Source organism: Jejuia pallidilutea, from assembly GCF_002973595.1.
In the GTDB taxonomy this organism is placed as follows: Bacteria; Bacteroidota; Bacteroidia; order Flavobacteriales; family Flavobacteriaceae; genus Jejuia; species Jejuia pallidilutea.
The window spans coordinates 524,682-538,735 of record NZ_PVEO01000002.1 but is presented as its reverse complement, the minus strand read 5'-3'; the positions used below and the strand labels follow the sequence as shown (position 1 = coordinate 538,735).

Genomic DNA, 14,054 nt, shown 5'->3' with positions numbered 1-14,054 from the left:
ATATGACTATGAAAAACAATGTTTTTTTTACACTAAAACTAAGTGCCTTATTAACGTTATTGTGCTCTATGGGCACTTTAGACATTGAAGCACAAAACAAACCCAACGTCGTTTACATTTTGGTAGACGATTTGGGTTATGGCGATTTAGGTTGTTACGGCGCCACCAAAGTAAAAACACCCAATATTGATAAACTGGCAAACGAAGGAAAAATGTTTACCGATGCGCATTCGGCATCTGCAGTGTGTACTCCGTCTCGTTATGCTTTGCTAACAGGGCAATATCCTGTTCGCGGTAATAACGGAAAAGGCATTTGGGGACCAGCGGCTGTAACTTCTGAATTATTAATAAATATGGAACAAGTTACCATTGCCGATGTGTTTAAAAATAGCGGTTATGCTACGGCAGCTTTAGGAAAATGGCATTTAGGCTTTAAAAAAGGCGAAAATGACTGGCAAGCACCTTTAAGTCCAGGTCCTAACGATTTAGGTTTCGATTATTATTATGGAGTACCCTTGGTAAATAGTGCGCCACCTTATGTATATGTTGAAAATACACATGTGGTAGGAAGTGATCCAAAAGATCCGTTGGTTTTTGTAGGTAGAGGAAAAGACAAAGAAGTTACTCCAATCACACCTATTCCTCCAGAAGCATCGCAAAGAACACAAAATATGTTTAAAGGAGCTGTTAAAGCCCACAAATTATATAACGATTACACAGTAGGTCAAGTCTTGGCTGGTAAAGCTGTGGATTGGATTACGGAACGAACTACAAGCAATAAACAAACCCCATTTTTCTTATACTTTGCCACGACGCATATTCATCATCCTTTTACACCAGGGACTAATTTTCAAGGAAAAAGCGATGCTGAACTTTATGGAGATTTTATTCAAGAGTTAGATTGGATGGTTGGTCAAGTTACGTTTACCTTAGAAAAACAAGGTGTTGCAGACAATACTTTAATCATTTTAACGAGCGATAACGGTGCCATGTTAAATTTAGGAGGTCGCAACGCTGTAAAAGCGGGACATAAAATTAATGGTGATTTGTTAGGGTTTAAATTTGGTGTTTGGGAAGGCGGACATAGAATTCCATTTATAGCCAAATGGCCAGGAAAAATAGAAGCAGGAACAGTATCAGATCAATTGATTTGTAATGTAGATATGTTGGCAACATTTATGGTGGTTACAGGGCAAAATCCAAATAATTTAGAAAATTCAGATAGTATAAATGTATTACCTGCGTTTATTGATAACCCTAGTGAACCTATTCGAGATGAATTACTTCTTGCTCCCCATAAGTCTACACATTTATCACTTCGTAAAGGAAAATGGATGTACATTCCTGCTAAAGGAAGCGGTGGTTTTGGCGGTTCCAAGCCACATCATCATGCATGGGGTGGAGCAGCAGCAGTAAACTTTGTAGGAGGAAAAAACAGCGAAATGGAAAACGGAAAGCTAAAAGAAACTGCTCAAGTTGCTCAGTTGTACGATTTAGAAAAAGATAAATATCAAACCACGAATGTTTACAATAAATTTCCTGAAGTAGTCAAAGAAATGGAAGCTATTTTAGATACTTACAGGCCAAAAGACTAAAATTATATATGGAAAAAAAGTTAAAGGATACTTATTTATAGTTATGTTAGTTTTAGGATTTTAAAGTATAAATAAGAAAAGAAATTTTTAAATAAATTAGTTTTTTACGATTATTTTATAACATGGCATCACATATTTATGTCGTTTAATGGTTGTAGTTTGTCGAAATAAATAGCGTTTGTTTTAAATAGAAAACAATTTTAGAGAGAGTAAGAAATGTATGAAAAACACATACAAATACTCATTGCCAAAGGTTATAACTTAGAAAATTATAAGTATAGAGCAGCTAATATGTTCAATCAACTTTTTGAAATGGTAAAACAAAGTTTTAAACAGATACTACTTATTAGTAAAGTAAACACTAGATATAGAAGAAGAATAGTCCTAACCAAAATTAAATAAACTTGAAGTCATGAAAGTAAATAAAAGATTTGGAGTTAGTAAAGTTGTAATTGTTGCATGCCAATTACTACTCTTAGCTGCATGCAATTCAAAAAATAAATCCAAAATAAGCATATTAAATCAAACAGTAAATAAAGAAGAACAAATGGAAAAAAATAGTTATGGAGATGACGTTAGTTTTATGAAAGATTACATTCAAGTAATTGAATTAAAAGAAGATTCTAATCAATCTAAAGTTGCAGTTGCTGCTGCATTACAAGGTAGGGTAATGACAAGTAGTGCTTTTGGAGACGAAGGCAGAAGTTATGGATGGATTAACAAGGCATTATTTAAGTCTAAAGACACCTTGGAGCATATAAACGTATTTGGAGGCGAAGAACGGTTTTGGTTAGGACCAGAAGGCGGTCAATACTCTATTTTTTTTAAAAAAGGCGCTGAGTTTACTTTAAAAGATTGGTATACACCAAAACTAATAGATTTAGAACCTTTTGATATAAAAAAAGTATCACAAACATCGGCTACGTTTACAAAAACAGCATCTTTAAAAAATTACTCAGGGTTTCAGTTTGATATGGAAATTAAAAGAGAAGTATCTATACTTTCTAAAGAAGCAATTCAAAAAAAATTAGGCATTTCAGAATTATCTAATCAACTAAAAACCGTAGCATATCAAACTACAAATACCTTAACAAACATCGGTAAGAAACCATGGAAAAAAGAAACAGGATTACTATCTATTTGGATGTTGGGTATGTTCAATCATTCTCCAAGTACAACTATTGTTATTCCTTTCATTCAAGGGGATGAAACCGAATTAGGAGCTGTTGTTAACGATGCGTATTTTGGTAAAGTACCATCGGATAGATTGGTGGTAAAAGATAGTGCCATTTTCTTTAAGGGCGATGGAGAATATCGTGGTAAAATAGGCTTAACTCCGATGAGAGCAAAAGATATTGCGGGATCTTATGATTCGGCAAACGGAATTTTAACTATTGTAAAATACAACAAACCTAAAAATGTTACAGATTACGTAAACTCTATGTGGGAAATTCAGCAGGAACCATTTAGTGGTGATGTCATTAATGCCTATAATGATGGTGCCCCAGAGCCTAGAGCTGAACCCTTAGGCCCTTTTTATGAGTTGGAAACCTCTTCTCCTGCATTGGTATTAAAGCCTGGTGAAAGTGGTACACATATTCAAACCACCTTTCATATTGAAGGAGATGAAGCTACTTTAAACCCAATTGTACAAGAGCTTTTTGATGTAACTATTAATGATATTAAAACGGCTTTTAACTAAAACAAGAAGTATATTGAAAATAACGGGTCTACTTTGTGTGTATCTTTTTATTTTATTTGGATGTAAAAGTCAAAATAATGTCAAAATAAAGCCAAATATTATATTTATCATGGCCGATGATTTGGGTTGGCAAGATGTGGGTTTTATGGGCAGTAACTGGTTTGAAACCCCCAATTTAGATACCATAGCTAAAGAAAGTATGGTGTTTACAGACGCTTACATGTATCCTACGTGTTCGCCTTCTAGAACAGCTTTGTTAACGGGAAAGCAGTCTTTTAGAACAGGTGTTTACAACGTGCCTGTGTTGGAAAAGGGAGATAGCAAGCATAATATCTTTTCTCGATGGACGGTGGGATTGGAGCATACCATGTATGCAAAACCTTTAAAAGATGCAGGATACAAATCCATTCACTTAGGCAAATGGCATGTGGTTGGGCCAAACCCAAAGGAAGAAACAATTTATCCGTTTAAAAAGCCTTTAAAACAACCAGCTAACGGCAATTTAAACTGGTTACAAGAACATCAATCGGCTGAAATTCATCAGTATTACCCAACAGGAAAAGGTTTTGATGAAAACGTTGGTGGAACCTGGTGGGGAGACCCTGCGCGTGGTTATGACAAAGGGTATAATTCTGTAAGTGGCGGATACAAAGCACCTTTTAAAAATCCTTTTATTGAAGATAAAAAAGATGACGAATGGTTAACCGATAGGCTAACAGATGAAGCGATTTATTTTATAAAACGAAATGAAAACGAGCCATTTTTTGTGAATTTACATTACTATGCACCACATAGGCCAACGGTTCCAAGAAGTAAAGCACAATACCAAAAATTTTTGAATAAAACCCCAGATGCGGTTACAGGACAAGGCGAAAAACGATTGGAAGAAATAGCGGGTTACGCGACGATGATTGCTTCAATTGACGAAAACGTAAAACGCATTTTTGATTTTTTGGATGAACAAGGTTTAAGAGAAAACACCATTGTTATTTTCACTTCAGACAACGGATTTAATGGTTTGCAAAGTAATACAAATAGTTTGAGAGGCGCCAAAGGTACTATTTACGAAGGTGGCATTAGAGTTCCTGCTTTTATAAATTGGAAAGGAAAATTAGCAGCTGGAATTTCAGAAACTCCTATTTGTGGTATGGATTATTTTCCAACCTTTTTAGACTTGGCACAAATAAAAAATTATGAAGGAGTTTTGGATGGAACTTCCATTGTTCCCTTATTGAAAAACGAATCTTTTAAAGAACGTCCTCTTTTTTGGCATTTAGCAAGCACCTATAAAAATCCACCATGTTCCATTATTAGAAAAGGCGATTGGAAATTAATTCAGTTTTTAAACGATGGTAAATTGGAGTTGTATAACCTTAAAAACGATTTAAAAGAAACTGAAAATTTAGCAGACCAAAACGGAGCCAAAACATCTGAATTATTAAACGAACTTATGCAGTGGCGTAAAACAAATAATGTACCGCTTCCACCTGTTTCAAAATTAAATTTCTAACCAAAAATAATATCTGTTATAAATATAAATAACCTGTATCGGTTATTTAGGACAAGACACCTAAATAAAATCTAAGAAATACCTTAGTGGTTTGTTTAAATGATGTTTGGTTTCAATAAATTCTTAATTTAAATTTTTATCGAAAACTGTATAGAGCATCAGTATACCTTTCCATAAACTGGCGTAACAAAAGCTCCATTTAAAAAAGTTTTTGTATCCAGTTCACTTTGTAGAAAAACCCCTGTAGGTTTAGTTTCCAGTAATAGTTGAATAGCTTGTACCAAAGGAGCCGCTGTAGTAGTTTGAATAGCACGTAACGTATGTTTGCCTACTAGCATTGGCTTTATATGTTTGGTAATTTCTTTCCTTCGTAAGATGTTTTTAGCGTCTTTACCTTCAACAGCAGCATAAAGTATAATTTGGTCGTCTTGAACATGAGGAATAAACTCCTGCATTGCTTTTTGTAAGCCAGAAATAGGATTCTTAGTATTTTTTAAATTATTCAATTGCCTCTCAATCCAAGCGTAATGTCCCTGATGGCGTAAGGTTTTATAATCTAAATATTTTACTTTACCGTTTAAAGCATCAGGTAGATCTGCAGCACCTCCAGAGGTGAGGTCTTCCTCATAGGTTATTCCGTTGATTATAATAGGGCGTCTTTCAGATAAAGCAGGGAGCGAGGATTTTTTAAAATCACGAATCACAATACAATCTTTTATATATTCTGTTGCTACACCAACAGGACTCCATGTAAAACCGTAAAAATGTGGCGCTACAGCATTATTGGTTAGCGCTCCAACTTTAAATTCTAAAATATCTACCTTATCAACGTTATTGGATTTACAAAATTCTTGAAACATAAAGTTTGCCAATATATTAATATAACCAGGCGCCAAACCCGTTTGTAGCACAAACCCTGTTTTTGCAGTTTTGGCAAGCGCTATAATTTGATTGGTCTCAGCAACATATTCCGTAAGATTAGCGTAATGGAGGTGATATTTGTAAGCAAGTTTTGCTATAGTTGGTGCTAAACTACCAGGTAAACAATCTAATATAGCATTACTATTTTTAAAAATACTTGTTGCTTCACTAGAAATGTGTAACGCATCTAAATGAAATGGAATAACCTTACAAGGTTTATTTGTACCTTTTACAACCCAATCAGCTACCTTACGGGCTTTATAAAGATTGCGATTACCAATATAAATGGTTGGTGTTATAGCACTCCATTCTACTAAAATAAGTGCTGCTGCTTCGGCAATACCACCAGCACCTGCAATGACAATATTGTAATGGGTTTCCATGATAGTTGTATGTACAGAATTAATACCAATTTACGTATTATAAATAATAAGCAATAATAATAGTTTAATTAAATAATGCTCTAAACAATTAATCTTAAGTACTTGTTTTTTTTTTGATACTTAAAAAATGTCAATTATTAAATAGTTTTGGTTGTAATCTTAGAAGTATTTTATAGAAAAACCCAAGACTAAGAATCTTGGGTTTTTTAGCTGTAGCGAGATCGAGATTTGAACTCGAGACCTCCGGGTTATGAATCCGACGCTCTAACCAACTGAGCTACCTCGCCTTTTTGAGGTTGCAAATATAAAAACAAAATTTATGTGCGCAAGCATAAGTTGTGCAAAATATTATGAAAAATAATTGTAAATCTTATCAATTAATGTATATATTGAGCATCACTAAATTTTAATGACATTTATGGACGATAAAATTAAATTTGAAATAGAGTTCCCAATACATGCATCGCCGCAATTACTCTATCAATACATATCAACGCCATCTGGTTTGTCTGAATGGTTTTCAGACAATGTGAACTCTCGGGGTGAACTATTTACCTTTATTTGGGACGATAGCGAAGAAAAGGCTAAATTATTAAGCAAGAAAAGCGGTGAACGTATTAAATTTAGATGGATTGCCGATGAAGAAGACGGCGCTTCGTGTTATTTTGAAATTAGAATTCAAGTAGATGAAATCACTAAAGATGTATCTTTAATGATTACAGATTTTGCAGAAGACGATGAGATTGATGAAGCTAAAATGCTTTGGGAAAATCAAATTTCCGATTTAAAACAAGTGTTAGGTTCTGCTTAAGAAAACCTAATTTAATTTTATATTTGTCCCGAATTTACTTCGGGACTTTTTTATGACAAATTTTAACGGTACAATTTTAGACGATAACACTTATATTTCTATACATAATCGTGGTTATGCTTATGGTGATGCGCTTTTTGAAACGATAAAAGTAGCAAACGGTAAATTATTATTTTGGGAAGACCATTATTTTAGATTAATGGCATCTATGCGTATTATGCGAATGGAAATTCCAATGAATTTTACAATGGAATATCTAGAAGGCCAAATAAGCAGCACTTTAAGTGCAAATAAATTAGGTGGTAGTGATGCTCGCGTTAAACTAACAGTACACAGAAATGAAGGTGGGTTATACCTACCAAAACAAAATGCTATAGGTTATAACATTAGTGTTAAACCTTTAGATGCTACTATTTTTGAATTAAATGAAACTAAATACGAAGTAGATTTATTTAAAGATTATTACGTAGCTCCTAGCTTATTGTCTACTCTAAAAACAAATAACAAGGCATTAAACGTTATTGGAAGTATTTTTGCCAAAGAGAACGCATTGGATAACTGTTTGCTGTTAAATACAAATAAACATGTTGTAGAGGCGCTTAACGGTAATTTATTTTTGGTAAAAGACAATATTATTAAAACACCACCTTTGTCTGATGGCTGTTTAAAAGGTGTAATGCGAACTCAACTATTAAAGTTTATTAAGCAATTAAATGATTTTGAATTACAGGAAGCATCAATTTCTCCTTTTGAACTTCAAAAGGCAGACGAATTGTTTGTTACCAATGTAATTGTTGGCATTCAGCCTATTTCAAAATATAGAAAAAAGCAATTTACAAATACCGTTGCCAAAACTTTAATAGAAAAACTAAACGTAGCAGTAAGGTTGGCTTAGTTGTAGTTTGGGTTTTCTGGTGCATTAGACCAAATACTATACTCGCCACCTAGTTCTAGCATTTTTTCTTTCCAGAACGATGCATAGTCTTTTTCAATAATATTTTGCTCATAAATATTTTCTGATACTAACCATGAGTTGGCTTTAAGTTCGTTTTCTAACTGACTGGAATCCCAACCCGAATATCCTAAAAAGAAACGGATATCGTTCTCGCTTATAGTATTTTGTGTTATTAATTCTGCCACTTTTTTAAAATCGCCTCCCCAGTAAATACCTAAAGAAATTTCTATACTGTTAGGGATGAGCTCTGGCACTTTGTGTATAAAATATAAATTATCCTGTTCTACAGGGCCGCCGTTATATACTTTAAAAGCAGCTTTAACTTCAGGGATTAAATCCTTAATGGTATATTCTAGAGGTTTGTTAAGTATAAATCCAATAGAACCTTCTTTAGTGTGGTCTGCTAACAAAACAATGGAGCGGTTAAAGGACACATCTCCAATTATGGCTGGTTCTGCAATTAACAAATCACCTTTTTTGGGTGTAGTGCTCGTCATATTTTATATAATTAGTAACTAAATCTAAGATTATTTTGTTAGAAAAACAACTTTTGGAATAGGCATAAAAAAAATACCTTCCGTTTTGGAAGGTATTTTTCTATTTTTTTCTGCAGCTAATATTTAGTTTACAGCATTTGATAAATCTGATCCAGCTTTAAACTTAACAACGTTTTTAGCCTTAATTTTGATAGTCTCACCAGTTTGTGGGTTTCTTCCTTCTCTTGCAGATCTTTTAGAAACAGACCAAGAACCAAAACCAACTAAAGAAACTCTGTTTCCTTTTTGTAAAGCACCTTCTATTTCAATAAGTGCACACTCTAAAGCTTTCTTAGCAGCTGCTTTAGTGATTCCTGCGTGTTCTGCCATTGCATCGATTAAATCTGTTTTGTTCATAATGTAAATTTTAATTATTAATAAATTGGTTAAACTTTTTGTTAAATCCTTTACAAATTTATACGGATTATGCTTCCATGCAAGTAATAGCAAGGGAAATACAGGGTTTTGTTGATAACTTACAGCATTTGTTAATAAAGGAACTGTATTTTGTCGATTTTTTTATAAAATGAGTAATACTAAGGGCTTAGCGCATTTTGGCATCATTTTCAAATTTGTAACCGTTTAAAAGTGACGTGGCGTCCATAAGTTTCTTTCCAGGAAGCTTAATTTTTAAAATATGTATGTAACCTTCAGCTACCGAAACTTTTATATTTTTTTTAGTAGAGGTTATTAATCCTATGGCATCATTGTGCTGTTCTATTTCTTTTTTGGCTTCATAAATTTTTACATCTAGTTGGTCAGCGCCATTTATTAATGTGCACCAAGCAGCAGGATAGGGGCTTAGGCCTCTTATTTTGTTGTAGATGTTATGGATATTGTCTGTCCAATCAATCTTACAGTTATCCTTATTTAATTTGTAAGCTGTTTTAATGTTATGAGTTTCAACTTGTGGAGTGGTTTTAACAGTGCCAGTTTTAATTAATGCTACCGTTTTTAATACCAAAGCACTACCCAAGTGCATTAGTTTATCGTGTAGGCTTCCAACGTTTTCATTTGGTGCTATGGTTACTTCTTCTTGTAGAATCATTTCGCCTGTGTCAATTTTTTCGTCAATAAAAAAGGTAGATACTCCAGTTTTTGTTTCACCATTAATAATAGCCCAATTTATAGGCGCTGCACCACGGTAATTTGGTAGTAACGATGCATGTAAATTAAAAGTGCCATATTCGGGCATTTGCCATACAACCTTAGGTAGCATTCTAAAGGCTACTACTATTTGTAAATTTGCTTGTAGTGCTTTTAACGTATCTATAAAATCTTTATTTTTTAGGTTGGTAGGTTGCAATATGTTTAAGCCTGCTGATTTAGCATATTGTTTTACGGCACTTTCATTAAGTTTTCTACCACGACCAGAGGGTCTGTCGGGGGCTGTAATAACTCCAACAATATTATAATTTTCTTCAACAAGTGCTTTTAGGGTAGCCACAGCAAAATCTGGTGTTCCCATAAATACAATTCTTAAATCTTTCATTTGTTAACTTGTGTTATGTTTATTGGGTATAATGTAAATCGCAACAAAATTTTAAAATTAATTGAGTGTTTTGGTTCGCTTTTTTACAAATGGCTCAATTTATATGTGTTTGTTTTAGTAATGGTAATAATTTGATGTTCTAAAAGTAACTTTAGTACTTTTTTAATTTCGGCATCATTACACGATAACGTACTAGCGATATCTCTAGATGATTTTTCTCCAGTTTCTAACAATGTAACTATTTTATTTTTTAATGTTTTAACATTTGTAAAGGTGGTGTTTTGTTTGTTTTTGGTACACACAGAACAAATACCACAGGGTGTTGTGTTTTTTTCTCCAAAATAATTTAGAAGTTGCATGCTTTTGCATACGCTATCGTTATTTATATAGTCTATTACAGCTTTAACTTGGCGTTCTTTAAGTTTGTTTTGCTGATGTATAACTGATGAAATCCTGTTGATAGTTTTATCGTCTTCCCTTGGTTCTATAAACGTAATTTGTGCATCGGTTTTAGAATGGTTTAGGGTAATAATTTCATCTTTTGCTAATTGCTTTAAAATTTGAATTAATGCATGTTCTGATATAGATGCTTTATCTGCAATTTTTAAAGTGTTGATGTTGGTTTCATGATCAAAAACGCCACCATAAGATCTTAATATAGATTTTACTGCAACATCATATTCCGCATGGTTTTCCAAATACTTAAATATAGAAGTGTTGTTTGCTATAAACTGTATTAAAACTTTGTTTTTAAACTGTTTGGTTAAGGCAATAATACTGTTTCTATCTAAAACCAATAGCGCGTTGTAGCACAAAATACCATTAAAATTATAGGTTTTACAGAAGTCGTTAAAATCAAAATCAAAGGTAGCGTATTCACCTTCACCATAAGATATTTGAAAATAATTGCTAAGTTTTCTGTAAACATGCTTTACGGTATCAACCGATGGTAATACTTTTAAGAATTGGTTTTTTACTAAAACCTCGTCGTTCTTATTTTTTAAAATTACGGCAAATGCTTTATCTCCATTTCTACCAACCCTACCAGCTTCTTGAAAATAGCTTTCTATACTTTCGGGTAAGTTTAAATGAATTACGGTTTTTACATCTGGCTTGTCTATACCCATTCCAAAAGCGTTTGTAGCTACCATAACTTGTTTTTTATTATGCATCCAAGCGCTCATGTTCGTGTCTTTTTCTGTGGTATTTAAACCGCCATGATAAAATGTTGCACTTATATTTTTAGAGTTTAGTAAAGCGCTTATATCTTTGGTAGCTTTTCTGTTTCTCACATAAACTATAGATGCCCCTGTGTATTTTTTTAAAATAGTTTCTAGCCTGTAATATTTGTCTTCTTCATGCAAAACAAGATACCCTAGGTTTTCTCTGAAAAAGGACTGTTTAAAAATTTTTGGACTTATAAAATCCAGCTGTTTCATTATGTCGTCTACAACCTTTGGTTTTGCAGTAGCAGTAAGTGCTATAATATTAGTTGATGGTTGTAATTCTCTTAGTGTGAGTATATTGCTGTATGCGGGCCTAAAATCGTTGCCCCACTGCGATATACAATGCGCTTCATCTACAGCAATTAAATTTACGTGCATTTGCCTAATGCGGTCTTGTACTAATTCTTGCTGTAAACGCTCTGGCGATAAGTATAAAAATTTGTAGTTGCCATAAATACAATTGTCTAAAAGTGTATCTAATTCGCCTTTAGAAATACCACTTGTAATGGCTAAAGCCTTAATACCTTTATTATTTAGGTTTAGCACTTGGTCTTTCATTAAAGCAATAAGCGGCGATACAACTATACAAATGCCCTCTTTAATTAAAGCGGGTATTTGAAAACAAATAGACTTGCCCCCACCGGTTGGCATTAAGGCAAACACATCATCGCCTTCTAAAACCGCATTGATAATGTGCTCTTGCTTACCACGGAACGCGGTGAATTTCCAATATTGTTCTAATATGTTTAAGGGGTGCTTGTTCAAGTTAAATATCTAGAGTGTTTAAAATAAAATTGGTACGTTCATTAACAGTTCCAAAAGGGACATCAATAGGGGTATAATTATAATTTTGATACGTTTCTAGAAGATAGTCATGAATTTTTTCAGCCTGTGTAAAACTTTCGTAACGTTCATTATCGCTTTTATATATGCTTTTCCATGGTTTTAAAATAAAAACTTCGTCGTAAACAGTACTTTTAGTTGCGTCTATAAAGTTTTTAGGATAGGTGTCTCCAATATAGTCCATATAGGCTAAAACATCAGGTACGCCTCTGTCAAAAAAAACAATATTGCTATTGTACATTTTAGCAGTTTCAAACTGTTCTAAACGTCCTTTTAAGAGTAATTCGCTAAAAAGCAAGGGGTTGGTTAAAAAGAGTTGATCTATCCCTTTTTTTTGCGCATTAAGCGTTACTTGTCTAGATATTTCTTCTAAACAGGTGTAATCTCTTTTTAAAAGTTCGTTAATAATAGTTGATTTTCCAGTACCTGGGCCACCTGTGATTACAATTTTTTTTGAATCCAATAGTTGTATAATTTGGTTGTAAAATTCGTAATTTAACTTCTATAAAAAAAATGCATAGGAAACGCTATATTTGCAGCCTAAAAAAAAGTTATGGCAGAAACACCAAATGAAGATAAATTTTACGATAAGCTAAAGTCGCAATTGTACGATACAGCGTTGTGGCCTAGTGAGTACTTATTTAAATTTATTATAAAAACCGATACAGAGGAAATTTTAAAAATCCAAAAACTTTTTGATAACATGGGTGCGGTAATACACACCAAAGCCTCTAAAAACGGAAAATATACCAGCGTTTCTATAAACGTAAAAATGAAAAACCCAGATGCCGTTATTACAAAATATAAAGTTGTGGCACAAAAAATTGAAGGCGTTATAAGTTTATAACTTTATTTAAGCAACCTTTTTACTGTTTTCGCATCTATCTATAAAATAGAGATATGAAGAAAATAGTTATACTTTTAAGTTTAGTGGTTATTTGTTTTGGTTGCGAATCTTCTGGCGAATTCGGTGGAGAACCTGCTTTAACCTTTTCGGAAAGCGATTCTGGCGGCGGTAACGGAAACACCCAAGCAGGACAAATTACAGCAGGAGAATGGAACGATTTAAAAAATTGGGATTTCTGGACCGATTTGGTGAACTCCAAAAATTCTATCTCTCAACAAGATTTATGGCGTTTTAATACATCTAAGCGTATTGCCATAAAAGTATTAGATGTAAATAATACACCACTTAATAACGCAAAAGTAGCATTATACAAAGGCGATGAATTAATTAGCCAAACAAGAACGGACAATTTTGGTGAAACAAATTTTTTTGTTGGTTTTTTTAACGACAACACCACTGGTATTAATCTTACCCAATATGCCATTATGGTTAATGGTATAAAAATGGATAAAAGTATTTTGATGTTTGGTGAGGGCGTAAATGTTTACAACCTAAACCAAAATATAGATGTAGAGAACAAAATAGAAATAGCTTTTATGGTTGATGCTACGGGCTCTATGGGAGATGAGCTGGAATTTTTAAAAAATGACTTAACCGATGTGATTAATAAAGTACAGACAAACAATCAAAATACATCTATATTAACAGCAACAGTATTTTACAGAGATCATGGCGACCAATATGTTACTAGGCGTTCAGATTTTTCAGCATCTATAGAAACCACTTCAAAATTCATTAAGGCCCAATATGCCAGTGGTGGTGGCGATTATGAAGAAGCAGTAGATGAAGCCTTAAAAGAAACAATAACCGAATTACAATGGAGCGATAATGCTAAAACCAGAATTGCATTTTTACTTTTAGATGCGCCACCTCATGGAACTCAAGAAATATATGAAAGTTTAAAAACCTCTTTAAATTTAGCGGCTCAAAAAGGCGTTAAACTTATACCAATAACCGCTAGTGGTATAGATAAGTCCACCGAGTTTTTAATGCGTAATTTTGCAATAGCTACAAACGGTACTTATGTGTTTATAACTAATGATAGTGGAATTGGTAACGACCATTTAGAACCAACAGTTGGGGCATACGAAGTAGAGTTTTTAAATAGCTTATTAGTACGTTTAATTGATAAATATGCTAAATAAACACTAACATACTTTTTGTGTAATATGT

The 14,054-nt window shown here is 33.3% G+C and carries 13 protein-coding genes and 1 tRNA gene; 7 read left to right on the top strand and 7 right to left on the bottom strand.

What is annotated here, in order from left to right; all coding sequences use genetic code 11:
• Nucleotides 1-8 precede the first annotated feature (8 nt).
• The 3 genes from CLV33_RS05915 (at nt 9) to CLV33_RS05900 (ending at nt 4,807) form a co-directional block, all read left to right on the top strand.
• Nucleotides 9-1,595: a sulfatase family protein gene (locus CLV33_RS05915; protein WP_105473145.1), complete on the top strand. Its 1,587-nt coding sequence runs from the start codon at nt 9-11 to the stop codon at nt 1,593-1,595.
• Nucleotides 1,596-2,007: 412 nt separating this feature from the next.
• On the top strand, nt 2,008-3,297 hold the full coding sequence (locus CLV33_RS05905; RefSeq protein WP_105473089.1) for a DUF6786 family protein: 1,290 nt from the start codon (nt 2,008-2,010) through the stop codon (nt 3,295-3,297).
• A 13-nt stretch (nt 3,298-3,310) separates the two neighbouring features.
• Entirely contained in the window at nt 3,311-4,807 is a 1,497-nt protein-coding gene (locus CLV33_RS05900) for a sulfatase (RefSeq protein WP_211297538.1), read from the top strand.
• 158 nt (nt 4,808-4,965) lie between these two features.
• On the opposite strand, the gene CLV33_RS05895 is transcribed toward CLV33_RS05900, so the two are convergent.
• Nucleotides 4,966-6,111 carry a saccharopine dehydrogenase family protein gene (locus CLV33_RS05895; protein WP_105473087.1) on the bottom strand — a complete coding sequence of 382 codons (1,146 nt, stop codon included), beginning with the start codon at nt 6,109-6,111 and terminating at the stop codon, nt 4,966-4,968.
• A gap of 213 nt (nt 6,112-6,324) precedes the next feature.
• Nucleotides 6,325-6,398: transfer RNA gene (locus CLV33_RS05890), tRNA-Met, on the bottom strand.
• Between the two features lie 131 nt (nt 6,399-6,529).
• On the opposite strand from CLV33_RS05890, the gene CLV33_RS05885 reads away from it, so the two are divergent.
• Nucleotides 6,530-6,922: an START-like domain-containing protein gene (locus CLV33_RS05885; RefSeq protein WP_105473086.1), complete on the top strand. Its 393-nt coding sequence runs from the start codon at nt 6,530-6,532 to the stop codon at nt 6,920-6,922.
• 52 nt (nt 6,923-6,974) lie between these two features.
• Nucleotides 6,975-7,817, top strand: coding sequence for an aminotransferase class IV (locus tag CLV33_RS05880; RefSeq protein WP_042240812.1), 843 nt, complete (start codon nt 6,975-6,977; stop codon nt 7,815-7,817).
• Here CLV33_RS05880 and CLV33_RS05875 read toward each other — a convergent pair.
• From CLV33_RS05875 to CLV33_RS05855, 5 genes are all read right to left on the bottom strand, one after another.
• On the bottom strand, nt 7,814-8,374 hold the full coding sequence (locus CLV33_RS05875; RefSeq protein ID WP_042240815.1) for a YqgE/AlgH family protein: 561 nt from the start codon (nt 8,372-8,374) through the stop codon (nt 7,814-7,816). The two genes, CLV33_RS05880 and CLV33_RS05875, sit on opposite strands and share 4 nt — an antisense overlap.
• Nucleotides 8,375-8,497: 123 nt before the next feature.
• Complete coding sequence (locus CLV33_RS05870) at nt 8,498-8,770, bottom strand: HU family DNA-binding protein (RefSeq protein WP_042241317.1); 273 nt, start codon at nt 8,768-8,770, stop codon at nt 8,498-8,500.
• 187 nt (nt 8,771-8,957) lie between these two features.
• Nucleotides 8,958-9,905, bottom strand: coding sequence for a methionyl-tRNA formyltransferase (fmt, locus tag CLV33_RS05865; protein WP_045371373.1), 948 nt, complete (start codon nt 9,903-9,905; stop codon nt 8,958-8,960).
• Between the two features lie 83 nt (nt 9,906-9,988).
• Nucleotides 9,989-11,896 (bottom strand): RecQ family ATP-dependent DNA helicase, encoded by a 1,908-nt coding sequence (locus CLV33_RS05860; protein WP_105473085.1) that lies wholly within the window; start codon nt 11,894-11,896, stop codon nt 9,989-9,991.
• Between the two features lies 1 nt (nt 11,897).
• Entirely contained in the window at nt 11,898-12,437 is a 540-nt protein-coding gene (locus CLV33_RS05855; protein ID WP_105473084.1) for an AAA family ATPase, read from the bottom strand.
• 90 nt (nt 12,438-12,527) lie between these two features.
• Between CLV33_RS05855 and CLV33_RS05850 the strand changes: the two genes are divergently transcribed.
• Together CLV33_RS05850 and CLV33_RS05845 are read left to right on the top strand one after the other, a co-directional pair.
• Entirely contained in the window at nt 12,528-12,821 is a 294-nt protein-coding gene (locus CLV33_RS05850; RefSeq protein WP_042240821.1) for a YbeD family protein, read from the top strand.
• Between the two features lie 53 nt (nt 12,822-12,874).
• Nucleotides 12,875-14,026, top strand: coding sequence for a vWA domain-containing protein (locus CLV33_RS05845; RefSeq protein WP_105473083.1), 1,152 nt, complete (start codon nt 12,875-12,877; stop codon nt 14,024-14,026).
• Nucleotides 14,027-14,054: the final 28 nt, after the last annotated feature.